Below are 23,053 nucleotides of genomic sequence, written 5' to 3'. Positions count from 1 at the left end.
AAGAGTATTCCCCGGTCAGGCGACCGGGGAAGGGGAGAGATTAATGTGCGCGGCCTTGCTCAACGCCAAAGCCGGTCTGGGAGCGGATAAACTGCGCGCGGAACAGTTCACGCTCGCGCGCCCCTTCCGCTGAGTTATCGGTTGCCGAGAAGAACCAGATGCCGAGGAATGCCACGGTGATAGAGAACAGCGCCGGGTATTCATACGGGAAGATGGCTTTTTCGTGACCAAGGATCTGTACCCAAATCGTCGGGCCGAGGATCATCAGTACTACTGCGGTAATCAGCCCCAGCCAGCCACCCATCATCGCGCCACGCGTGGTCAGTTTCGACCAGTACATAGAAAGCAGAATGATCGGGAAGTTACAGCTCGCCGCGATGGCAAACGCCAGCCCCACCATAAAGGCGATGTTCTGATTCTCAAACAGCACGCCGAGGATAATCGCAATCACGCCGAGGATCAGTACGGTGATTTTTGATACCCGCAGCTCTTCACGTTCGGTCGCGCCTTTTTTGAAGACGTTAGCGTACAAGTCATGCGAAACCGCGGATGCGCCCGCCAGCGTCAGACCCGCAACCACCGCGAGGATAGTGGCGAAAGCAACCGCTGAAATAAAACCGAGGAACAGGTTGCCGCCCACTGCATTCGCCAGGTGAACGGCCGCCATGTTGTTACCACCAATCAGATGGCCCGCCGCGTCTTTATATTCCGGATTCGCACCAACCAGCATGATCGCGCCGAAGCCGATAATAAAGGTCAGAATATAGAAGTAGCCCATAAACCCGGTGGCGTAGAACACGCTCTTACGTGCTTCGCGGGCATCGCTGACTGTAAAGAAGCGCATCAGAATGTGCGGCAAGCCCGCCGTACCAAACATCAGTCCCAGACCCAGAGAGAGCGCGGAGATCGGATCTTTCACCAGCCCGCCCGGCTTCATGATGTCGACCCCTTTCGGGTGTACCGCCATCGCTTCGCTGAACAGATTGTTGAAGCTAAAGCCAACGTGTTTCATCACCATAAAGGCCATAAAGCTGGCACCGAACAGTAACAGCACGGCTTTAATAATTTGCACCCAGGTGGTCGCCAGCATGCCGCCGAACAGGACATACATCATCATCAGCACGCCGACCAGCACCACCGCAATGTGATAGTTAAGGCCAAACAGCAGCTCGATCAGTTTACCTGCGCCTACCATCTGAGCGATAAGGTAAAGCGCCACCACCACCAGAGAACCACAGGCCGAAAGAATACGAATCGGCCCTTGTTTCAGGCGGTAAGAGGCTACATCGGCAAAGGTGTAGCGTCCCAGGTTACGCAGACGTTCGGCAATCAGGAACAAAATGATCGGCCAGCCCACCAGGAAGCCCAGCGAGTAAATTAAGCCGTCATAGCCGGAGGTAAACACCAGTGCGGAGATCCCCAAAAATGAGGCGGCGGACATATAGTCACCGGCAATCGCCAGCCCGTTCTGGAAGCCTGTGATATTGCCGCCTGCCGTGTAGTAGTCGCTACGAGAACGTACGCGTTTTGATGCCCAGTAAGTAATGCCGAGCGTAAACACGACGAAAATCAGGAACATAATAATCGCCTGCCAGTTCGTTGGCTGGCGCTCTACGGCCCCGCTAATAGCATCCGCGGCGTTAGCTGCGAAAGGGAGTGTGGCGGCAAGCGCCGTCAGAACTCTTTTCATGATGCTTGTACCTCATGCAGGACTTCGTTATTAAGACGGTCGAATTCGCCGTTCGCCCGCCAGATGTAGATACCGGTGAGAACAAAGGAGATCACAATCACTCCAACACCAATCGGAATACCGCGTGTGACGCTGGTGTTCGGATTCAGCGGGGTGCCCAGCCAGCCGGGCGCGAAGGCGATCAGTAAAATAAAGCCGATATAAACTGCCAGCATAATAATCGACAGGATGGTGGCAAACCGTTGCCGTTTTTCGACTAACTCCCTGAAATGCGCATTGTCTTCTATCCGCTGATAAATCGTACCATTCATCACAGATTCTCCAGAGGTAATGTAGGGATTGTTTTAATTCCCGCTCCCTTATGGGAGAAGGTTAACGCTCGGGTAACCCTTGCCGAATGTAGGCCGGATAAGGCGTTATACGCCGCATCCGGCAATCAATGCCTGATGCGACGCTGTCGCGTCTTATCAGGCCTACAAACCGTTACCGACTCGCATCCGGCAATTGTGGGTTACGATGGCATCGCGATAGCCTGCTTCTCTTCAAGCAGCTTCTCGACTACGCCAGGATCGGCAAGCGTCGAGGTATCGCCCAGGTTGCTGGTATCGCCCGCCGCAATTTTGCGCAGAATACGGCGCATAATTTTGCCGGAGCGGGTTTTAGGCAGGGAGTCGGTCCAGTGCAGCACGTCTGGCGTCGCCAGCGGGCCAATCTCTTTACGCACCCAGTTGCGGACTTCTGCGTACAGTTCTGGTGACGGTTCCTCCCCGTGATTAAGCGTGACGTAGGCGTAGATCGCCTGACCTTTAATATTGTGCGGAATACCTACTACGGCGGCTTCGGCAATCTTCGGATGCGCCACCAGCGCCGACTCAATCTCCGCCGTTCCCAGACGGTGACCGGAGACGTTCAGCACATCGTCCACACGCCCGGTTATCCAGTAATAGCCATCTTCATCGCGACGCGCGCCGTCGCCGCTGAAATACATATTTTTGAAGGTGGAGAAGTAGGTCTGTTCAAAACGTTCGTGATCGCCAAACAGCGTACGCGCCTGACCCGGCCAGGAGTCGGTGATCACCAGGCTGCCTTCGGTAGCGCCTTCCAGCGGGTTACCTTCGTTATCGACCAGCGCCGGTTGCACGCCGAAGAACGGACGTGTTGCCGAACCGGCTTTCAGCTCGGTAGCGCCAGGCAGCGGCGTGATCATGAAACCGCCAGTTTCGGTCTGCCACCAGGTATCGACCACCGGACATTTCTCGTTGCCGATTTTTTTCCAGTACCACTCCCACGCTTCCGGGTTGATTGGCTCGCCCACGGAACCGAGAATGCGCAGCGACGATCGGTCGGTGCCTTCAATCGCTTTATCCCCTTCCGCCATCAGCGCGCGAATCGCCGTGGGCGCGGTATAGAGAATATTGACCTGATGCTTGTCCACCACCTGCGCCATACGGGCAGGCGTCGGCCAGTTCGGTACGCCTTCAAACATCAGCGTGGTCGCACCGCAGGCCAGCGGGCCGTACAGCAAGTAACTGTGTCCGGTCACCCAGCCCACATCGGCGGTGCACCAGTAGATATCACCCGGATGATAATCAAAGACATATTTAAAGGTCAGCGCCGCGTACACCAGATAACCGCCGGTAGTATGCAGCACACCTTTTGGCTTACCGGTAGAACCGGAGGTGTAGAGAATAAACAGCGGATCTTCGGCGTTCATCTCTTCCGCCTGGTGCTGATCGCTCGCTTGCTCAACCAGGTCGTGCCACCACAGGTCGCGCCCTTCCTGCCAGTCAATTTTCCCGCCAGTACGCTTCAGTACCACCACATGCTCTACGCTGGTGACGTTCGGGTTTTTCAGCGCGTCATCAACGTTTTTCTTCAGCGGAATACTGCGCCCGGCACGCACACCTTCGTCGGAAGTGATCACCAGTCGTGAGTTGGAATCAATAATGCGCCCGGCAACGGCTTCCGGCGAGAAGCCGCCGAAAATCACCGAATGCACCGCGCCAATGCGGGCGCAGGCCAGCATCGCAACCGCGGCTTCCGGCACCATCGGCATATAAATCGCCACCACATCACCTTTTTTAATGCCCAGCTCGAGCAGGGTATTGGCGAAGCGGCAGACGTCGCGGTGCAGCTCTTTATAGCTGATATGTTTGCTCTGGCTGGCGTCGTCGCCTTCCCAGATGATGGCGGTACGATCGCCGTTTTCTTGCAGATGGCGGTCAAGGCAGTTTGCCGCCAGATTCAGCGTGCCGTCCTCGTACCATTTAATGGACACATTACCGGGGGCAAAGGAGGTGTTTTTCACCTTCTGGTAAGGTTTGATCCAGTCAAGAATTTTTCCCTGTTCGCCCCAGAAGGTATCAGGTACGTTAATAGATTGTTGATACATCGCCTCGTACTGCTGAGGGTTTATCAGGCAACGGTCTGCGATGTTGGCAGGAATGGTGTGTTTGTGAATTTGGCTCATGCTTTTGTTCTCCTTGTAGGATGTTAATAATATGTGGCATAAGCGTTAAATGTAGGGGTATTGGCAGTTTTGTTTAGTATTTGGGCGACAGATCACGCAAAAGTAGAATTGTGCAAATAAACGGCAGGGTAATTTTTGAAGGTCAGCAACAAAAGTTGATTAATTCTTTGAGGAACATGCAGTTATGCATGCTGTTGAAAAAGAGGAAGATACTGACTAACTCTAAAGTGGTATTTTACATGCACTTACAATTGATTAAAGACAACATTCACAGTGTGGTTATTTGTTACACATAGGGGCGAGCAATGTCATGACAGTGTAGGTGCGGTTACTGTCGTGAAAAACAATAAAAACCGCCATTGCAACAATGGCGCAATTCGGATGAAGCCCCTATGACAAGGATAAAAATAAACGCACGCCGTATCTTCAGCTTATTGATTCCTTTTTTCTTTTTCACTTCTGTTCACGCTGAACAAACGGCTGCTCCCGCAAAACCTGTAACTGTGGAAGCGAAGAATGAAACCTTTGCCCCGCAGCATCCCGATCAATATCTCTCCTGGAAAGCCACCTCGGAACAGTCAGAGCGTGTTGACGCCCTGGCGGAAGATCCACGGCTGGTGATCCTGTGGGCGGGGTATCCCTTCTCGCGCGATTACAACAAGCCGCGTGGACATGCCTTTGCTGTGACCGATGTGCGTGAAACCCTGCGTACCGGTGCGCCGAAAAACGCTGAAGATGGTCCGCTACCGATGGCGTGCTGGAGTTGTAAAAGCCCGGATGTGGCGCGTCTGATCCAGAAAGACGGCGAAGATGGCTACTTCCACGGTAAGTGGGCGCGCGGCGGCCCGGAAATCGTCAACAACTTAGGTTGTGCCGACTGCCATAACACCGCCTCACCAGAGTTCGCCAAAGGCAAACCGGAGTTAACCCTTTCCCGTCCGTATGCGGCTCGCGCGATGGAAGCCATTGGTAAACCTTTTGAGAAAGCCGGACGTTTCGACCAGCAATCGATGGTTTGCGGTCAGTGCCATGTGGAGTATTACTTCGACGGCAAAAACAAAGCGGTTAAATTCCCGTGGGATGACGGCATGAAAGTCGAAAATATGGAGCAGTATTACGACAAAATTGCCTTCTCTGACTGGACTAACTCCCTGTCGAAAACGCCAATGCTGAAAGCGCAGCACCCGGAATATGAAACCTGGACAGCGGGCATTCACGGTAAAAACAACGTGACCTGTATCGACTGCCATATGCCAAAAGTGCAGAACGCCGAAGGCAAACTCTACACCGACCATAAAATTGGTAATCCGTTTGATAACTTCGCCCAGACTTGTGCGAACTGCCATACCCAGGACAAAGCTGCCTTGCAAAAAGTGGTCGCGGAACGTAAGCAGTCGATTAACGACCTGAAAATCAAGGTTGAAGATCAACTGGTTCACGCTCACTTCGAAGCGAAAGCGGCGCTGGATGCAGGCGCGACGGAAGCCGAAATGAAGCCGATTCAGGACGATATCCGTCATGCCCAGTGGCGTTGGGATCTGGCGATCGCTTCCCACGGCATTCATATGCACGCACCGGAAGAAGGTCTGAGGATGCTCGGTACGGCGATGGATAAAGCGGCGGATGCGCGCACCAAACTGGCGCGCCTGCTGGCGACCAAAGGCATCACCCATGAAATCCAGATCCCGGATATCTCGACCAAAGAGAAAGCCCAGCAGGCCATTGGCCTGAACATGGAACAAATCAAGGCCGAGAAGCAGGACTTCATCAAAACGGTGATCCCGCAGTGGGAAGAACAGGCACGTAAAAATGGTCTGTTAAGCCAATAACCCCGTTCCGCCTCGCAAGGGGCGGAAAACACAATGGAGTGAATATGAGCGTATTACGTTCGTTATTAACTGCTGGGGTGCTGGCGTCGGGCCTGTTGTGGAGCCTGAACGGAATTACCGCTACCCCTGCGGCGCAGGCATCTGGTGATCGCTACGAAGTTACCCAGCAGCGTAACCCGGATGCCGCCTGTCTGGACTGTCATAAGCCAGATACCGAAGGTATGCATGGCAAACATGCTTCCGTTATCAACCCGAATAACAAACTGCCGGTCACCTGCACCAACTGTCACGGCCAGCCATCACCGCAACACCGCGAAGGGGTGAAAGATGTGATGCGCTTTAACGAGCCGATGTACAAGGTTGGAGAGCAGAACAGCGTCTGTATGTCCTGTCATCTGCCGGAACAGTTGCAAAAAGCGTTCTGGCCGCACGATGTCCACGTAACCAAAGTGGCGTGCGCCAGCTGCCATTCCCTGCATCCACAGCAAGATACGATGCAGACGTTAAGTGACAAAGGACGGATTAAGATTTGCGTCGATTGCCACAGCGATCAGCGCACCAATCCGAACTTTAACCCGGCGTCTGTTCCGTTGCTTAAGGAGCAGCCATGACCTGGTCTCGTCGCCAGTTTCTCACCGGCGTCGGCGTGCTTGCAGCCGTCAGCGGCACCGCAGGACGCGTGGTGGCGAAAACGTTGAATATCAATGGGGTGCGTTACGGCATGGTGCATGACGAGTCGTTATGCATCGGCTGTACCGCCTGTATGGATGCTTGTCGGGAAGTGAACAAGGTGCCGGAAGGCGTCTCGCGCCTGACAATTATTCGTAGCGAGCCACAGGGCGAATTTCCTGATGTGAAATATCGCTTCTTCCGTAAGTCTTGCCAGCACTGCGATCATGCGCCGTGCGTTGACGTCTGCCCGACCGGTGCGTCTTTTCGCGATGCTGCCAGTGGGATTGTCGATGTTAATCCGGATCTCTGCGTCGGTTGTCAGTACTGCATCGCCGCCTGTCCGTACCGCGTGCGCTTTATCCATCCGGTCACGAAGACGGCGGACAAATGCGATTTCTGCCGTAAGACCAATTTGCAGGCCGGTAAGCTGCCCGCGTGCGTTGAGGCTTGCCCGACCAAGGCGCTGACGTTTGGCAATCTGGACGATCCTAACAGTGAGATTTCGCAAGTGCTGCGCCAGAAGCCTACTTACCGCTACAAGCTGGCGCTGGGAACCAAACCGAAGCTGTACCGCGTACCGTTTAAATACGGGGAGGTGAGCCAATGACGCAGACTTCCGCATTTCATTTTGAATCACTGGTGTGGGACTGGCCGATTGCCATCTACCTGTTTTTGATTGGTATTTCTGCCGGTCTGGTGACGCTGGCCGTGCTGTTACGTCGCTTCTACCCGCAGGCGGGCGGTGCAGACAGTACGTTGCTGCGCACCACGCTGATTGTCGGGCCTGGCGCGGTGATCCTCGGTCTGTTGATCCTCGTCTTCCACCTGACAAAGCCGTGGACCTTCTGGAAGCTGATGTTCCACTACAGTTTTACCTCGGTGATGTCGATGGGGGTGATGCTGTTTCAGCTCTACATGGTGGTGCTGGTGCTGTGGCTGGCGAAAATCTTTGAACATGATTTGCTTGCCCTGCAACAACGCTGGTTGCCGAAGCTGGGGATCGTGCAAAAGGTTCTGAGCCTGCTGACGCCCGTTCATCGCGGACTGGAAACATTGATGCTGGTGCTGGCGGTGCTGCTGGGGGCTTATACCGGCTTTCTGCTATCGGCGCTGAAATCGTATCCGTTCCTCAATAACCCGATCCTGCCGGTGCTGTTCCTCTTCTCCGGCATCTCGTCCGGTGCGGCGGTGGCGCTGATCGCCATGGCGATACGCCAACGCAGTAACCCGCATTCCACGGAAGCGCACTTTGTACACCGGATGGAAATCCCTGTGGTATGGGGCGAAATCTTCCTGCTGGTGGCGTTTTTTGTCGGTCTGGCCCTGGGCGATGACGGTAAAGTGCGTGCGCTGGTGGCAGCATTGGGCGGCGGTTTCTGGACGTGGTGGTTCTGGCTTGGTGTCGCCGGGCTGGGGCTGATTGTGCCAATGTTGCTCAAACCGTGGGTCAATCGCAGTTCCGGCATTCCTGCCGTGCTGGCGGCGTGTGGGGCCAGTCTGGTCGGCGTGTTGATGTTGCGATTTTTCATTCTCTACGCCGGGCAGTTAACGGTGGCGTAAGCCAGAAAAGAGGTGGTTTCTGGACGTATTCCTTCCTGAAGTCGGTTTTCTGGCGCTGTTGTTAAGTCTCGGGGTCAACGTGTTGACCCCGTTGACGGCCTTTGCGGGAGTGCGGTTGCGCTGGCCTGCCATGATGCGACTTACTTGCATCGGCATTCTGGCGCAGTTCGCGCTCCTGCTGCTCGCCTTTGGCGTACTGACGTATTGTTTTCTCATCAGCGATTTCTCGGTCATTTATGTCGCGCAACATAGCTACAGCCTGCTGTCGTGGGAACTCAAACTGGCGGCGGTGTGGGGCGGCCATGAAGGTTCGCTGCTGCTTTGGGTGCTGCTGCTTTCCGCCTGGAGCGCGCTGTTTGCCTGGCATTATTGGCAGCAAACCGATCCGCTATTTCCGCTGACGCTAGCCGTTTTATCTCTCATGCTCGCCGCACTGCTACTGTTTGTGGTGCTGTGGTCCGATCCCTTCGTGCGGATATTTCCACCAGCAATCGAAGGCCGCGATCTCAATCCGATGCTGCAACATCCCGGTCTTATCTTTCATCCACCGCTGCTTTATCTCGGGTATGGCGGTTTGATGGTGGCGGCGAGCGTGGCGCTGGCGAGTTTACTGCGCAGCGAGTTTGATGGTGCCTGCGCCCGAATTTGCTGGCGCTGGGCACTACCTGGCTGGAGCGCATTAACGGCGGGGATCATTCTCGGTTCCTGGTGGGCCTATTGCGAACTGGGCTGGGGCGGCTGGTGGTTCTGGGATCCGGTGGAAAACGCCTCTTTATTACCCTGGCTTTCTGCCACTGCGCTGCTGCACAGTTTGTCCCTGACACGCCAGCGGGGGATTTTCCGCCACTGGTCGCTGTTGCTGGCGATAGTTACTCTGATGCTGTCGCTGCTGGGCACCTTAATTGTCCGTTCTGGCATTCTGGTTTCGGTTCATGCGTTCGCGCTGGATAACGTCCGCGCCGTGCCGTTGTTCAGCCTGTTTGCACTGATTAGCCTTGCGTCTCTGGCTCTGTATGGCTGGCGAGCGCGGGACGGTGGCCCGGCGGTGCGTTTTTCGGGGTTATCGCGGGAAATGTTAATCCTCGCTACGCTGTTGCTATTTTGCGCAGTGCTACTGATCGTGCTGGTGGGAACTCTTTATCCGATGATTTACGGTCTGCTGGGCTGGGGACGCCTCTCCGTTGGCGCGCCGTATTTTAACCGCGCGACGTTACCGTTTGGTCTGTTGATGCTGGTGGTGATTGTGCTGGCGACGTTTGTCTCTGGCAAACGCGTGCAGCTTCCGGCGCTGGTAGCTCATGCTGGCGTGCTGTTATTTGCCGCGGGGATCGTGGTTTCCAGCGTCAGTCGTCAGGAGATCAGCCTGAATTTACAGCCGGGTCAGCAGGTGACGCTGGCAGGATACACCTTCCGTTTTGAGCGACTCGATCTGTAAGCCAGAGGCAATTACACCAGCGAAAAAGCGATAGTGGCACTGTTTGACCATCAGCAACGTATTGGTGAACTGACGCCGGAGCGGCGTTTTTATGAAGCACGCCGTCAGCAAATGATGGAACCGTCAATTCGCTGGAACGGCATCCATGACTGGTATGCGGTCATGGGGGAGAAAACTGGGCCGGATCGTTACGCTTTTCGTTTGTATGTACAAAGCGGTGTGCGCTGGATCTGGGGGGGAGGATTGTTGATGATTGCAGGCGCATTATTAAGCGGATGGCGGGAGAGGAAGCGCGATGAATAAAGGACTTCTCACGCTACTGCTGTTATTTACCTGTTTTGCGCGCGCTCAGGTCGTAGACACCTGGCAATTCGCCAATCCGCAACAACAGCAACAGGCGTTAAAAATTGCCAGCCAGTTACGTTGTCCGCAGTGCCAGAATCAAAACTTACTGGAATCCAACGCGCCGGTGGCAGTCAGTATGCGCCATCAGGTTTACAGCATGGTGGCGGAGGGGAAGAACGAAGTCGAAATCATTGGCTGGATGACCGAACGCTACGGAGATTTTGTTCGCTATAACCCACCGTTAACCGGTCAGACGCTGGTGTTGTGGGCGCTGCCAGTGGTGTTGTTACTGCTGATGGCACTGATCCTCTGGCGAGTGAGGGCGAAGCGATGAAACAGCCCAAAATACCGGTGAAAATGCTGACAACACTCACGATTTTGATGGTATTTCTCTGTGTCGGCAGTTATCTGTTAAGTCCAAAATGGCAGGCGGTACGTGCGGAATATCAGCGTCAGCGCGATCCGCTACATCAGTTTGCCAGCCAGCAAACCCCGGAAGCGCAGCTTCAGGCATTGCAGGATAAAATCCGCGCTAATCCACAAAACAGCGAACAATGGGCGTTACTGGGCGAGTACTATCTGTGGCAAAACGATTACAGCAATTCGCTGCTGGCGTACCGTCAGGCGTTGCAACTACGTGGTGAGAACGCTGAACTGTATGCGGCGTTGGCGACGGTGCTTTATTACCAGGCCAGCCAGCATATGACCGCCCAGACTCGTGCAATAATCGACAAAGCCCTCGCGCTGGACTCTAACGAAATCACCGCTCTGATGCTGCTGGCTTCCGATGCGTTTATGCAGGCGAATTACGCGCAAGCCATCGAACTATGGCAAAAAGTGATGGATCTCAACTCACCCCGGATCAACCGGACACAGCTGGTCGAGTCGATTAATATGGCGAAATTGTTGCAGCGGAGATCAGATTAATCATCTGGTGATGAAGATTATGTTATTGAGTTGTATAAAAAATAATCGAATGAACATATGCCAAAAATAATCACCAATCAGTATTATTGCAGATTAAACAAATAAAAATCTTTCCATAACAAATGGTTATTCATTAATCCTGCCATAAACTCGCGTTATTATGCATTAATGCAGCGAAAAGCTCTGTTGTTAAAGGGTTGCGCAACCTACCGCGCAAATGATACTGATCATAAGCGTTAAAAAAATCTACAAACCAACGCAACACAATTCATGCCCTGGCAGTATGTCACGTTCTCGCGTTTCTGAACGGGGAACGGCGCTCCATTGAGGAAGTTATTCTGATGAAAAATATAAAATTCAGCCTGGCCTGGCAGATTCTGTTTGCTATGGTGCTGGGCATTCTCCTGGGAAGCTACCTGCACTACCATAGCGACAGCCGCGACTGGCTGGTCGTCAATTTGCTCTCTCCGGCGGGTGATATCTTCATCCATCTGATCAAAATGATTGTTGTGCCGATTGTGATCTCCACGCTGGTGGTGGGTATCGCGGGTGTTGGTGATGCCAAACAGCTCGGGCGTATTGGCGCGAAAACCATTATTTACTTCGAGGTGATAACCACCGTCGCCATCATTTTGGGGATCACTCTGGCGAACGTCTTCCAGCCCGGTGCCGGGGTGGATATGTCGCAGCTGGCGACCGTCGATATCTCGAAATATCAGAGCACTACGGAAGCGGTACAAAGCAGTTCCCACGGCATTATGGGCACGATTTTGTCGCTGGTGCCGACGAACATTGTGGCGTCGATGGCGAAAGGCGAAATGCTGCCGATCATCTTCTTCTCGGTGCTGTTTGGTCTGGGGCTTTCCTCCCTGCCCGCGACGCATCGTGAACCGCTGGTGACCGTGTTCCGCTCCATCTCTGAAACCATGTTTAAAGTGACTCACATGGTGATGCGTTATGCACCGGTGGGTGTGTTTGCGCTGATTGCGGTGACGGTGGCTAACTTTGGTTTCTCTTCTCTGTGGCCACTGGCGAAACTGGTGCTGCTGGTGCATTTCGCCATTCTGTTCTTCGCGCTGGTAGTGCTGGGAATTGTGGCGCGCCTGTGCGGGTTAAGCGTCTGGATCCTGATTCGTATTCTGAAAGATGAGCTGATTCTGGCGTACTCCACTGCCAGCTCTGAAAGCGTACTGCCGCGAATTATTGAGAAGATGGAAGCCTACGGAGCACCGGCGTCGATCACCAGCTTCGTGGTGCCGACCGGTTACTCTTTTAACCTTGATGGTTCGACGCTGTATCAAAGTATTGCCGCTATTTTCATCGCTCAGCTGTATGGCATTGACCTGTCCATCTGGCAGGAAATCATTCTGGTGCTGACGCTGATGGTGACCTCGAAAGGGATTGCTGGCGTGCCGGGCGTGTCGTTTGTGGTGTTGCTGGCAACGCTGGGTAGCGTAGGTATTCCGCTGGAAGGTCTGGCGTTTATTGCTGGTGTTGACCGTATCCTCGACATGGCGCGTACTGCGCTGAACGTGGTGGGTAATGCGCTGGCGGTGCTGGTGATTGCCAAGTGGGAACACAAATTTGACCGCAAAAAGGCGCTGGCTTATGAGCGTGAAGTGCTGGGCAAATTTGATAAAACTGCGGATCAATAATTGAAGATTGCCGGGGATATCCACCCGGCAATGTGTGGATGCCTGATGCGACGCTGGTGCGTCTTATCAGGCCTACGCCAGACAGCGCAATAGCCTGATTTAGCGTGATTTTGTAGGTCGGATAAGGCGTTTATGCCGCATCCGACATCAACGCCTGATGCGACGCTTAACGCGTCTTATCAGGCCTATCTTAACCGTTGGTTAATTTTTCAAACTCTTCACACCCGGTATCAAACCCTTCCATACAGCTCAGGTTCAACCAGTGCAGCGCCTTTTGCTTGTTCTTCTCGATAAAACCTTCTTCACCGTTTAAGAACATCATTCCCGCCCAGTACTCGGAATAACCGGTTCGGGAAATTGCGGAGCTGCGTTTGAAATACCAGGTTGCCTTGTCATCGTCGGCCTTAATGCCCACGCCGTTGGCGTAAATCAAACCAAGCAGCATTTGGGCATCGACGGCAGAGTCGTTCTCCAGATCTTCCGAGGCGTTTTCTAACAGCGAAATCGCCTTTGGATAATCCGGTTTACCCGCTTGAGTATTTACCAGAATATGCGCCAGCGTTACTTCACCTTCTTTACTGCCCGCTTGCGCCGCTTTCTCTGCAAGAACTTTTGCTTGTGGATAGTCCAGACTGACCGGATTGGTGATTTTGATCTGCGCCAACAGCGCGCAGGCATCAGCATCACCGCTGTCGGCGGCTTTCTGTGCCCAATATTCGGCTTTGCTCAAATCGCCGGAGCTAAACCAGCTGTCGGCAAGAAAATATTGTGCGCGTCGGTCCCCGGCCTCTGCTGCCTTTAAATACTGGCTGCCAGGCTCGGAGTCGTTGGCGTGGGCAAAGAATGTCAAAAACAACATCAATGCGATAATTTTTTTCATTTTGATAATACGATTGGGTAGGGAGTAACCAGTATAAAGAGTTCGAATGGATAAAAAAACAGCCTCCGAAAGGAGGCTGTAGAAAGGACTGTATTACGCCAGTGCCGCTTCGCGCAGGCGAGTTTTCAACTTGTTGTACTCGTCAATCACGTACTGCTCGGCGGCGCGCTGATCGGCGATCGGCTCGACGCGAACGGCGCAGTATTTGTACTCCGGCGTTTTCGTAATCGGGCTTAAGTTTTCGGTAACCAGCTCGTTACAGGCACCAATCCACCACTGGTAGGTCATGTAAATCGCCCCTTTGTTCGGACGATCGCTGACCTGCGCACGGGTGATAATTTTGCCTTTACGCGAGTGCACCCAAACCAATGCCTCATCTTCAATACCCAGACGTTTGGCGTCTTCGGTATTGATTTGTGCGTAGCCAGGTTCATCAGCCAGCGCCGCCAGTGCCGCACAGTTACCGGTCATCGAACGGCAAGAGTAGTGACCAACTTCACGCACCGTTGACAGTACCATCGGGTACTCGTCGGTGAGTTTGTCGATTGGCGCTACCCAGTCGCAGGTGAAGAACTGCGCCAGACCGTTCGGGGTATCAAACTTCTCTTTAAACAGATAAGAAGTCCCCTGATCGGCATCTGAAGTATCGCGGCAAGGCCACTGAATGAAGCCCAGTTCGCCCATTTTCTCGTAAGTCGCACCGTAGAAATCCGGGCACAGATGACGCAACTCATCCCAGATCTCCTGGGTGTTGTTGTAGTGCATCGGATAACCCATACGGGTGGCGATTTCACTGATGATTTGCCAGTCCGTTTTCAGATCCCATTTCGGTTCAACCGCCTTGAAGAAACGCTGGAAGCCACGGTCAGCCGCAGTAAACACGCCTTCATGCTCGCCCCACGACGTTGACGGTAAAATAACATCCGCCGCCGACGCGGTTTTGGTCATAAAGATGTCCTGAACGATAACCAGTTCCAGATCTTCAAAGGCTTTACGTACTGCCGACAGCTCCGCGTCAGTTTGCAGCGGATCTTCGCCCATAATGTACGCGGCACGCACTTCGCCATGCGCTGCGCGGTGCGGTAGCTCGCTGATGCGATAGCCGGTATGCGCTGGCAGGCTTTCCACGCCCCAGGCTTTGGCGAATTTCTCGCGGTTAGCCGGATCTTTCACGTACTGGTATCCCGGATACGTATCCGGCAGCGCGCCCATATCGCAGGCACCCTGTACGTTGTTCTGACCACGAACCGGGTTAACACCCGCATGTGGCTTACCGAGGTTACCGGTCAGCATCGCGAGGCTGGTCAGAGAACGCACGGTTTCCACGCCCTGGTAGAACTGGGTTACACCCATGCCCCACAGGATGGCGGCGCTTTTCGCCTGGGCATACATCCGTGCCGCCTGACGAATCTCACTGGCGCTGACGCCGGTGATATCTTCAACCGACTCCGGCGTGTAGCCTTCAACGATTTTACGATACTCTTCAAAGCCTTCTGTACGGGAAGCGACGAATGCTTTGTCGTACAAATTTTCTTCAATAATGACATGGCCCATCGCATTCAACAGCGCGATGTTCGAGCCGTTTTTCAGTGCAATGTGCATGTCAGCAATGCGCGCGGTTTCAATTTTGCGCGGATCGCAGACGATAATTTTCGCCCCGTTACGTTTAGCGTTAATTACGTGATTCGCTACGATTGGGTGGGAATCCGCCGGGTTGTACCCGAAAACGAACACTAAATCGGTATTATCAATTTCGTTAATAGCATTGCTCATTGCGCCATTACCGACCGATTGGTGCAGACCTGCAACCGATGGGCCGTGTCAGACACGAGCGCAGCAGTCAACGTTATTGGTACCAATAACGGCGCGCGCAAATTTTTGCATTACATAGTTGGTTTCGTTACCCGTACCACGCGAGGAGCCGGTCGTCTGGATGGCATCCGGACCGTACTTCTCTTTGATGGCGCTCAGGCGCTCGGCAACGTAATTCAGTGCCTCATCCCAGGAAACAGGTTCGAGTTTGCCGCCACGCTGGCGACGGATCATGGGGGTTTTCAGGCGCGGGGTCAGGATCTGGGTATCGTTAATGAAATCCCAGCCATAATAACCCTTCAGACACAGGGTACCCTGGTTGGTTTTCCCCTGCGCTGCCTCCGCCCGGACGATTTTGCCGTTATCGACGACCAGGTTGATTTTGCAACCTGATGCGCAATAGGGGCAAACCGTGACGACTTTTTTCATCGGTCTCGCTCCAGTTAATCAAATCACGCATACGCGCTCTCGACTACAGTATGCATCTTTTATGCCACATTTTATTTGGGGTCATTCCCTGATATTACGGGCACTATTTATTCAAAACTCTGACGAAAAACAGGCTGTCGTCAGTTTTGACGTGACGAAACGAAATACCGCGTGACAGCCATCACGCGGCAGACATTTTATTTTTTCTCGACGACGGGAGCCGCCTGATACCCGCCGCCCAGCGATTTCATCAACTGAATGCTTTGGATCACCCGGCGGCTGTCCAGCATCAGTAATGACATCTCTTCGGCAAGTACTGGCAACCGGGCTTCAGTGGCCTGTAAGCGGCTGGTTAAGCCGCGCTGATAGGCGGCCTCGGCAGCGCGCTGGGTGAAGCGCGTTGCTTCCACGCGTTCAGCCTGCATCTCTCGCTCGTCGTTGAGCGTTTGCAGACGCGTGCCGTTGACGGCAACGTCGCGCACCGCGTTCAGTACTGACTGGTTGTAACGTTCAATCATCATGTTGCTGGCGGCGCGAGTGCCTTCGAGATTGGCATTCAACCGTCCACCGTCAAACAGCGGCAATTTCAGACCCGGGATGAAGTTGAACTGGCGACTGGTTTTTTTGAATAAGGTATCCAGGTGGATGGCATCAAGGCCGAAAAACGCTTTGATATCAAAGCTCGGGTAGAACAACGCCCGCGCGGAATCCACCTGATCTAATGACGCCTGAACATACCAGCGCATGGCTTGCAGATCCGGGCGTCTGGCGAGCAACTCATAAGAGAGCGTCGCCGGAATGCCGGTCTGTACTTGCGGTAATGCCACCGGTTTGATCTCCGGCATATCGCTGGCTCCCGCGCCAATCAATGCACGCAGAGATTCTCGCGTTTCGGTGATTTGCCCTTTAACGGCAGCAATTTGTTTATCGACCGCCAGAATCTGTGCCCGCGCGCCGTGGAAAGGCACTTGCGCTTCCAGACCGTGCGCCACTTTACTTTGGTGCGCTTTCACCGCGTAATCAATCACATCGCGAGTTTGTTCTAACAGATCGAGCATCTGATAGCTGGCCTGCATACTGTAATAAAGCTGCGCTACGCCCGTGGTCAGCGATAGCTCTACTGCTGCGGTTTCTGCCAGCGCGGCATTATGCGCGCCAATGGCGGCGGCAACCGCTGAGCGATGCACACCCCACAAATCAAGATCCAGTCCGGCAAACAAACCTACTGTGGCTTCCGTATAGTACGGCCCGTCCATACCCAGTGCTGGCGCATCCATCGCATAAGGGCTTAAAAAGCCGTTCGCCGAGACGCGTTGGCGGTTGAGCATCCCTAACGCTGCGACCTGTAATTGTGAACCGGCATCTAACAAATCGGCCTGGGACTGCGCTTTTTCTTCCCGCAGTTTCGCTTCGGCGAGGGTGTGTGAACCACTTAGCGTCCGTTGGATCAGCGCATCCAGCTGCGGGTCATTGAGTTGTTTCCACCACTGCGCCTGCGGCCAGCCGGAGCTGGCAAGATGAATATCGTCGGCCAGTTTGATTTGTTCCGGTTTGAGCTGTTGATGAGGTGCAGAATCCTTACGTACCAGGGCACAGCCGGAAATCAGCGTCGTGCTGCCGAGAATGCTGCACAACAGCAGACGTGAAAGTTGACGATTGATCATTGCGTGGCTCCTTGTGCCTGTTCCGTGGCGGGCGTTAATGCCGGGGCTGTCCAGTCTGGCAAGCGGGCGAAAAGCTGGCAGACGTGTTGCTCCTGTTTTAATAAGGTGGGCAGGATGGCCTGCGAGGCGGGTGTCTCTTCAAGCGTTATTTGAGGAGAACGGCTGAGTGCGGTTGCCAGACCGGCAGCGTATTTCTCCAGGGCGTCGGCAAACTGACCTGCTCTGTCCGGCTGTAGTGCGTTATCCAGCGCCTGCGCCGAGTTCCAGGTGGCATCCCAGGCGTGAAGAGTATCGCGGCCCTGACGAATAACCGTTTGCGAACGTTCAATCAGTAAGGCGCGTTCTTCGCTGTCCAGTTGACGCTCCAGCGCCACGCGTTGGCACATCTCTTCACAGGCATTAAACGCCGCATGCAGACCGATACGAATTTGCAGATAAGTGCGCAGAGCCGTGACTTCCTGCTGGCGTGGGATCCGCATTACTTTACTTAACATACCCAGCGTGCCAGCCAGTTTTTGCGGCAGTGTGCGCGCTTCACTTTCAGGCCAGACAAAGGTGTAAATCACCGCGGACACCACGGTACCAATGATGATACCCAGGGCGCGATCGCGAATTTCCACCAGGTCGTACACTGGGCCAAAAACGTTTTCGAGCGTGGCGAGCGCGAAGGTGACCACCATCTGTGTGCCGATATAAGAAGAGCGTTCAGAGCTGGTGGCAATCCATGCGCCCAACAGGAAAATCGGTGCCAGCACAAACAGCAATTCGACAATATTGTCCAGCCAGGGCATGACCAGTAGCGTGAATAACAGCGCCAGAATCGCGCCGCAAAAGGCCCCGCCAAAACGCAGCACCATCTTCTGGTACGACGAACCGACATTTGGGTTAGCGACGATCACGCATGTCAGCATACAGGTGTGAATGCCTTCCCAGTCCACGCCGCTGTAAAAGGTGTAACAGATCAAACAGGCGAGCAGCGTTTTTACCGCGTAGCGCATATAGTCTGGATTGGTAAAAGCATCGGCGGCCATTGATGGCGGTTTGGCTGCGGGCGTTGGCGGCGTATTCGGGTCCATCTGACCCAGTTGTAACAACGTCTGGCAGATATTCTCCAGGTTACATTCCCGTGCCGCCATCGCTTCACTTTCACTGATCCGCCAGTCGCTTTGCCAGCACTGACCTTCAGCAACGGCATGCTGCAGCTTGTTGATTTCTGAAGCTAATTTTTGTCGGAATTCAATAATTGCCTGAGAATCAGCAAAAGAGGTGGGATCGTAGCGATTCAGCGTCGAGTAAATGTAGGTTACCGTTGCCACGCAGCTTTGCCACCATGCGTTTTGAGTTCGCCAGTTGGCATCGTCCGCGAGGCAAAAGACATTGAGTTTTTGTAGCGCCAGCGCCTCTCTTTCAATCCGCGTTTCGGGTAGCGGTGCGAGGCTGTCTGTCAGGTGACTAATGGCATCATCAAGCCGATCATTAAGCGCCTGATGCATTTGCGAAATGGCACGACTGGGAAACCACAGCACGCCGATTAACGTCATCAGCAAGGTTGGATAGAGGCCAACAACGATACACCACAGCGTTAAGCGCACGACCACTTCCGGATAGTCGAGCATGGCGGGGAAGGTTTGCCCGTAAATAGCGACAATGGCGACGGCGAAAAAGACCAGCCCCAAGCGATGGGTGCGCATCAAAAACATGCAGCCCATCAGGATCGGTCCGGCGATGATCAATCGGATCAACGGTTCGCCGTATGACCATTTGTAGATCAAAAACAGGCTGCCGATCTCCAGCACCGTGGCAACCACAAACAAGATCGCGACAAATTTGGTGTAAAACGCGTTCGACTGAATACCGTAAAACAGCACTGCCAGCGATAACGCCACAAAAGGGATCTCAAAGGTCATCGAGATCAGAATCACCAGCAGGCAGCCTACCCAGAGTTGCACGGTCTGCGGCACGCGACCTGGTCGCCGCTCGCTTAACTCTTCATGAAAGAACGCCAGCAGCCTGACCACCGGTAATGGCAGGGAGTTGAGCGCGCTCATTATTGCGGCTCAAGATTAGCGACTGCCGAAGCGCCGATGCGGAACATTTCCGGGTCAGGTTTATCGACCATGATTTTGACCGGAAAACGCTGGGCAACGCGGACCCAGTTAATAGAACGAGACACTTTCGGCAGGCCGCCCAGCACCAGGCCGCCGTCATCCGGTAGCACGCCGTAGCCAATCGAATCCACTTTACCCTCGAAGGTTTTGCCGCTGTCACTCATCAGGCGAATCGTTGCGGGTGTACCTGAGCGAATATTTTTCAGATCGGTTTCGCGGAAGTTGGCGATCACATACCAGTGACGAGTGTCGATTAGGGTAAAAATAGGGCGCATGGCAGAAGCAAATTGCCCGACGGAGGTTTTGAGGGAAATGACCCGGCCATCAAACGGCGCGCGAACGGTCGCCATTTCCAGATGCAGTTTGGTCAGGGCAATCTCCGCTTCGACCGCCGCACGCTGGGCAACTAATGCATCCACGCCGCTGACGGCGCTGGCGGCTGACTGCGCCTGTAACAATACGGCATTAAGATCCGCTTCTGCGGCGCGCTGCGCCGTTCTTGCACGGTCAACATCTTCCGCTGAGACAAAACCTTCTTTCAGTAATGGCTCGGTGCGGCGTAATGTATCTGTGGCCTGTTTCGCGGCGGCACGGGCTTTTTCTACCGTGGCATTAACCGAGTCGGCACCAAACTGTTGCGCGTCAACGCTACGCTGGGTGAGCATAATTTGCTTATCCAGCGCCGCGAGGGAGGCTTCAGCTTTCGCCAGATTGGCTTCGTACGGGCGCGGGTCGATGCGGAACAGCAAATCGCCCTGTTTGACTGCCTGGTTGTCGGTGACCGCCAGTTCTACAATGCGGCCGCTGACTTCCGGTACCACATCAATGGTATCTGCTGACGCGTAAGCGTCATTAGTTGATGGCGCACTGTCTACGCGCCAGATAACGAAAACAAGGGCAACCAGCGCCAACGCAACCACTAACAGAGCAGGGAATTTACTGCGAGGAGCTTTTTTCGGCGTACTTTCCATGAGCGCGTCTCAAATAGATTAGAAAAATGCCAGCCAGAACAGCATGGCGTAGAGAGCAAAAAGGGCGGTATAAATAATTCCGACAAATGCCAGATTGATATTTGCCCGCTGAATAACTCGCCTCGTGATGAGCGTCAAAATAAGGCTGGCAATGGCGCAGAAAAACCAGCTGGGATAATAAGCGCCGATCACCGGGATTGCCGGAGATAATGAGCATCCCGAAACCATGAAGACGGGAATTATCCAGGCTGTTTTTTTGAGTTGCATCGCCATGCGAGAGAGAACTGTTGGCATATTAAATACATCCTGTCTGCTGCGAACAATATCTGTAGTGAATATCAATATCCATTGAAGGCGTCAGTATGGCTATTTTCTTGATGAATAAAAATAGCTTTATTCAGCCACCGCATTCATAACTTATATATTTTATGTATTAATTGGTTGTATATATTTTTAAAATAAATGCTTTTGGGGGCTTCAGCGCCCCCAAAAGCGAGTGGCATTAATTTGGGGTTACGATATTCACCCACAAATCGAAATTATCCAGACAGGCAATAATTTCTTCCAGTTTCGCGCCATTGCCAATAATTTTGGCTTTCTTCGCTTTTACCAGATCCGCCATTTTTGCCTGTCCGGTCAGCACGGCGTGCAGATCTTCACGGCTGATGTAGAAAGAGGCGTTGGCTTGCGGTTGCAGCGTTTTCCGGTAGTTAAGCACACTATCGTTCAGCGTCAGGTTGAGGTTATCGCCGTTGCCCATATTGAAGTTCAGGCTGATATTTTTACCCGCGGCTTTCGCGCTATCGAGGCGAACGGACATAAAGTCGAACAGCATTTCGACCGACATCCCGCGAATGGTGTCCGGGGAACCGGTGGTGCCGTGGCTGAACTTATGCACCCCTTCGCGCAGCTCTTTCGCGCCGGTCAGGTAGAAACCGCGCCAGGTGGCGGACTCGGCCTGATAGCCCAGCTGTTCAAAGTTATTCGCTTGCAGATTCTTCGCGACCTGGTCACCCGGGTTGGCGGCAATCACCTGTTTCAGCAGTTCTGCCGACCAGCGGTAATCACCTTGCTTGTTCGCTTCTTGCGCCAGGTTGATGACACGGGCAGAACCGCCCAGCGCCTGCACGTAACGTTTACCCATCTCCACCTGACCATACGGATGCAGGTTAGCCGGGTTACCGTCGTAATAGCCAAGATAGAAGTTATACACCGCGCGGGCGTTGTGGCTGACAGAACCGTAATAGCCACGGCTGGCCCAGTTATTGGCAAGTGCAGGCGGCAGCTTAATCATGTCGCCGATTTCATTCATGGTGTAGCCCTGGTTCGCCAGGTGCAGGGTCTGGTCGTGAATGTACTTGATAGTATCGCGATATTTACCAATATAATCATTGATATGCTTATTGCCCCAGACCGGCCAGGTGTGCGGCATAAACAGGACTTCCGCGTCGTTACCCCACATATCCAGCGTTTCGTTCAGATACTCGGTCCACTTGCTGGTGTCGCGGGTTTTCGCGCCGCGTAGAGTGTAGAAGTTGTGCAGGGTATGCGTGGCGTTCTCGGCGGTACACAGGGCTTTCAGGGCCGGAATATAGAAGTGCATTTCGGCTGGCGCTTCGCTACCTGGGGTCATCAGGAAGTCAAACTCCAGGCCGTCGATAATCATCTTCTCGCCAGTTCGGACGATAGTTTTAGTCGGTGCAATAATGCTCGGGTCGCCCGTTGCCAGCGTCACGCCAAGGCCATTACCCACGTTGCCTTGCGCGTTGTGCGGCAGTAACAGACCGTAAGAGTAGAGCGCACGGCGGCTCATGATGTTACCCGCCAGCACGTTTTCGCTGATGGCTTCGTCCATAAAGCCTGCAGGGGCAATCACCTGAACTTTGCCGGATTTAACATCGGCTTCAGAGATAATGCCTTTCACGCCACCATAGTGGTCGGTGTGGCTGTGAGTGTAGATAACGGCAACAATCGGTTTTTGCGGACGATGCTGGAAGTAAAGGTCAAGTGCGGCTTTTGCGGCAGGCGGCGTCACCAGCGGGTCGATAACAATAATGCCTTTCTCGCCCTCAACGAACGTAATGTTAGAGATATCCTGGCCGCGCACCTGATACATTTTATCGGTGACTTTGAACAGGCCAGAAATACCGTTGATTTGCGACTGACGCCACAGGCTGGGGTTTACGGTTTCCGGCGCTGTGGCATTAATATCAAATTTGTAATCGTCCGCGCGGTAGTAAACTTTACCGTTCGCATCACGCAGAATACCTTCATCCAGCAGCGGGGCGATAAATCCACGCTGGGCATCGTCAAAATCCTGACGATCGCTAAACGGTAATGATTTGGCGTAATTCTGATTAACCTGTTGGGTATATTGAGTGGCGGCTTTCGCTTCCTCTTTCGCGTTAGCGGTATTTACCATCATGCCGCTGGCGGCAGTTAACGCAATAACAATCCTGCTCAAACGGAATAACCGAGAGTTATTCATATAAATCTCCATTTATCATTTATGTCGTAAATATGTAATCCATGCAAAATACGTCATTTAAAGCTGGCGTTATCATAATTGGGAAATTGCGACTTTAATAAGTGGAAGTGTGAGCGGA

The 23,053-nt window shown here is 53.6% G+C and carries 17 protein-coding genes and 1 pseudogene; 8 read left to right on the top strand and 10 right to left on the bottom strand.

Annotated features, from left to right (window positions below; genetic code table 11):
- Positions 1-40 precede the first annotated feature (40 nt).
- From actP to acs, 3 genes are all read right to left on the bottom strand, one after another.
- Positions 41-1,690: a cation/acetate symporter ActP gene (gene actP, locus ACU8XX_RS22745; RefSeq protein WP_000832573.1), complete on the bottom strand. Its 1,650-nt coding sequence runs from the start codon at positions 1,688-1,690 to the stop codon at positions 41-43.
- The gene (locus ACU8XX_RS22740) at positions 1,687-2,001 is read right to left on the bottom strand and encodes a DUF485 domain-containing protein (protein ID WP_001014565.1); all 315 of its coding nucleotides are present in this window, start codon (positions 1,999-2,001) and stop codon (positions 1,687-1,689) included. The genes actP and ACU8XX_RS22740 overlap by 4 nt, the downstream gene beginning before the upstream one ends.
- A gap of 200 nt (positions 2,002-2,201) precedes the next feature.
- A complete protein-coding gene (acs, locus tag ACU8XX_RS22735; protein WP_000078239.1) occupies positions 2,202-4,160 on the bottom strand; it encodes an acetate--CoA ligase in 1,959 nt (652 codons plus the stop codon).
- A 392-nt stretch (positions 4,161-4,552) separates the two neighbouring features.
- Between acs and nrfA the strand changes: the two genes are divergently transcribed.
- The 8 genes and pseudogenes from nrfA to gltP all read left to right on the top strand — a co-directional run bounded on the left by nrfA (position 4,553) and on the right by gltP (position 12,583).
- Entirely contained in the window at positions 4,553-5,989 is a 1,437-nt protein-coding gene (gene nrfA, locus ACU8XX_RS22730; protein ID WP_000196875.1) for an ammonia-forming nitrite reductase cytochrome c552 subunit, read from the top strand.
- A gap of 44 nt (positions 5,990-6,033) precedes the next feature.
- The gene (gene nrfB / locus ACU8XX_RS22725) at positions 6,034-6,600 is read left to right on the top strand and encodes a cytochrome c nitrite reductase pentaheme subunit (protein ID WP_001296647.1); all 567 of its coding nucleotides are present in this window, start codon (positions 6,034-6,036) and stop codon (positions 6,598-6,600) included.
- Positions 6,597-7,268 (top strand): cytochrome c nitrite reductase Fe-S protein, encoded by a 672-nt coding sequence (gene nrfC, locus ACU8XX_RS22720; RefSeq protein WP_089640284.1) that lies wholly within the window; start codon positions 6,597-6,599, stop codon positions 7,266-7,268. Before nrfB ends, nrfC begins: the two co-directional genes overlap by 4 nt.
- Complete coding sequence (nrfD, locus tag ACU8XX_RS22715) at positions 7,265-8,221, top strand: cytochrome c nitrite reductase subunit NrfD (RefSeq protein ID WP_000195154.1); 957 nt, start codon at positions 7,265-7,267, stop codon at positions 8,219-8,221. The genes nrfC and nrfD overlap by 4 nt, the downstream gene beginning before the upstream one ends.
- A 19-nt stretch (positions 8,222-8,240) precedes the next feature.
- Positions 8,241-9,959: pseudogene (locus ACU8XX_RS22710) on the top strand (heme lyase CcmF/NrfE family subunit).
- Positions 9,952-10,335 carry a heme lyase NrfEFG subunit NrfF gene (nrfF, locus tag ACU8XX_RS22705; protein ID WP_001032544.1) on the top strand — a complete coding sequence of 128 codons (384 nt, stop codon included), beginning with the start codon at positions 9,952-9,954 and terminating at the stop codon, positions 10,333-10,335. The pseudogene ACU8XX_RS22710 and the gene nrfF overlap by 8 nt, the downstream one beginning before the upstream one ends.
- A complete protein-coding gene (gene nrfG / locus ACU8XX_RS22700; protein ID WP_000812893.1) occupies positions 10,332-10,928 on the top strand; it encodes a heme lyase NrfEFG subunit NrfG in 597 nt (198 codons plus the stop codon). The genes nrfF and nrfG overlap by 4 nt, the downstream gene beginning before the upstream one ends.
- A 341-nt stretch (positions 10,929-11,269) precedes the next feature.
- Positions 11,270-12,583 carry a glutamate/aspartate:proton symporter GltP gene (gene gltP / locus ACU8XX_RS22695; RefSeq protein ID WP_000789589.1) on the top strand — a complete coding sequence of 438 codons (1,314 nt, stop codon included), beginning with the start codon at positions 11,270-11,272 and terminating at the stop codon, positions 12,581-12,583.
- A 190-nt stretch (positions 12,584-12,773) separates the two neighbouring features.
- On the opposite strand, the gene yjcO is transcribed toward gltP, so the two are convergent.
- The 7 genes from yjcO to yjcS form a co-directional block, all read right to left on the bottom strand.
- Positions 12,774-13,463, bottom strand: coding sequence for a Sel1 family TPR-like repeat protein YjcO (gene yjcO, locus ACU8XX_RS22690; RefSeq protein ID WP_000719886.1), 690 nt, complete (start codon positions 13,461-13,463; stop codon positions 12,774-12,776).
- 93 nt (positions 13,464-13,556) lie between these two features.
- The gene (fdhF, locus tag ACU8XX_RS22685) at positions 13,557-15,704 is read right to left on the bottom strand and encodes a formate dehydrogenase subunit alpha (RefSeq protein ID WP_001300547.1); all 2,148 of its coding nucleotides are present in this window, start codon (positions 15,702-15,704) and stop codon (positions 13,557-13,559) included.
- A 197-nt stretch (positions 15,705-15,901) separates the two neighbouring features.
- Positions 15,902-17,368, bottom strand: coding sequence for a multidrug efflux transporter outer membrane subunit MdtP (mdtP, locus tag ACU8XX_RS22680; protein WP_000610564.1), 1,467 nt, complete (start codon positions 17,366-17,368; stop codon positions 15,902-15,904).
- Positions 17,365-19,416: a multidrug efflux transporter permease subunit MdtO gene (gene mdtO, locus ACU8XX_RS22675; protein ID WP_089640283.1), complete on the bottom strand. Its 2,052-nt coding sequence runs from the start codon at positions 19,414-19,416 to the stop codon at positions 17,365-17,367. Before mdtO ends, mdtP begins: the two co-directional genes overlap by 4 nt.
- Positions 19,416-20,447: a multidrug efflux transporter periplasmic adaptor subunit MdtN gene (gene mdtN, locus ACU8XX_RS22670; protein WP_240765305.1), complete on the bottom strand. Its 1,032-nt coding sequence runs from the start codon at positions 20,445-20,447 to the stop codon at positions 19,416-19,418. Before mdtN ends, mdtO begins: the two co-directional genes overlap by 1 nt.
- Positions 20,448-20,465: 18 nt before the next feature.
- Positions 20,466-20,741: a YtcA family lipoprotein gene (locus tag ACU8XX_RS22665; RefSeq protein ID WP_001295389.1), complete on the bottom strand. Its 276-nt coding sequence runs from the start codon at positions 20,739-20,741 to the stop codon at positions 20,466-20,468.
- A gap of 208 nt (positions 20,742-20,949) precedes the next feature.
- Positions 20,950-22,935: an alkyl sulfatase YjcS gene (yjcS, locus tag ACU8XX_RS22660; RefSeq protein ID WP_001066030.1), complete on the bottom strand. Its 1,986-nt coding sequence runs from the start codon at positions 22,933-22,935 to the stop codon at positions 20,950-20,952.
- Positions 22,936-23,053 lie beyond the last annotated feature (118 nt).

This window comes from Escherichia sp. MAL-1 (genome assembly GCF_052948035.1).
This window is presented reverse-complemented; position numbering and strand designations above follow the sequence as displayed.

Coding starts and splice junctions, on each gene's coding strand:
- actP (WP_000832573.1), bottom strand. CDS start 1,690: ATGAAAAGAGTTCTGACGGCGCTTGCCGCCACACTCCCTTTCGCAGCT.
- ACU8XX_RS22740 (WP_001014565.1), bottom strand. CDS start 2,001: ATGAATGGTACGATTTATCAGCGGATAGAAGACAATGCGCATTTCAGG.
- acs (WP_000078239.1), bottom strand. CDS start 4,160: ATGAGCCAAATTCACAAACACACCATTCCTGCCAACATCGCAGACCGT.
- nrfA (WP_000196875.1), top strand. CDS start 4,553: ATGACAAGGATAAAAATAAACGCACGCCGTATCTTCAGCTTATTGATT.
- nrfB (WP_001296647.1), top strand. CDS start 6,034: ATGAGCGTATTACGTTCGTTATTAACTGCTGGGGTGCTGGCGTCGGGC.
- nrfC (WP_089640284.1), top strand. CDS start 6,597: ATGACCTGGTCTCGTCGCCAGTTTCTCACCGGCGTCGGCGTGCTTGCA.
- nrfD (WP_000195154.1), top strand. CDS start 7,265: ATGACGCAGACTTCCGCATTTCATTTTGAATCACTGGTGTGGGACTGG.
- nrfF (WP_001032544.1), top strand. CDS start 9,952: ATGAATAAAGGACTTCTCACGCTACTGCTGTTATTTACCTGTTTTGCG.
- nrfG (WP_000812893.1), top strand. CDS start 10,332: ATGAAACAGCCCAAAATACCGGTGAAAATGCTGACAACACTCACGATT.
- gltP (WP_000789589.1), top strand. CDS start 11,270: ATGAAAAATATAAAATTCAGCCTGGCCTGGCAGATTCTGTTTGCTATG.
- yjcO (WP_000719886.1), bottom strand. CDS start 13,463: ATGAAAAAAATTATCGCATTGATGTTGTTTTTGACATTCTTTGCCCAC.
- mdtP (WP_000610564.1), bottom strand. CDS start 17,368: ATGATCAATCGTCAACTTTCACGTCTGCTGTTGTGCAGCATTCTCGGC.
- mdtO (WP_089640283.1), bottom strand. CDS start 19,416: ATGAGCGCGCTCAACTCCCTGCCATTACCGGTGGTCAGGCTGCTGGCG.
- mdtN (WP_240765305.1), bottom strand. CDS start 20,447: ATGGAAAGTACGCCGAAAAAAGCTCCTCGCAGTAAATTCCCTGCTCTG.
- ACU8XX_RS22665 (WP_001295389.1), bottom strand. CDS start 20,741: ATGCCAACAGTTCTCTCTCGCATGGCGATGCAACTCAAAAAAACAGCC.
- yjcS (WP_001066030.1), bottom strand. CDS start 22,935: ATGAATAACTCTCGGTTATTCCGTTTGAGCAGGATTGTTATTGCGTTA.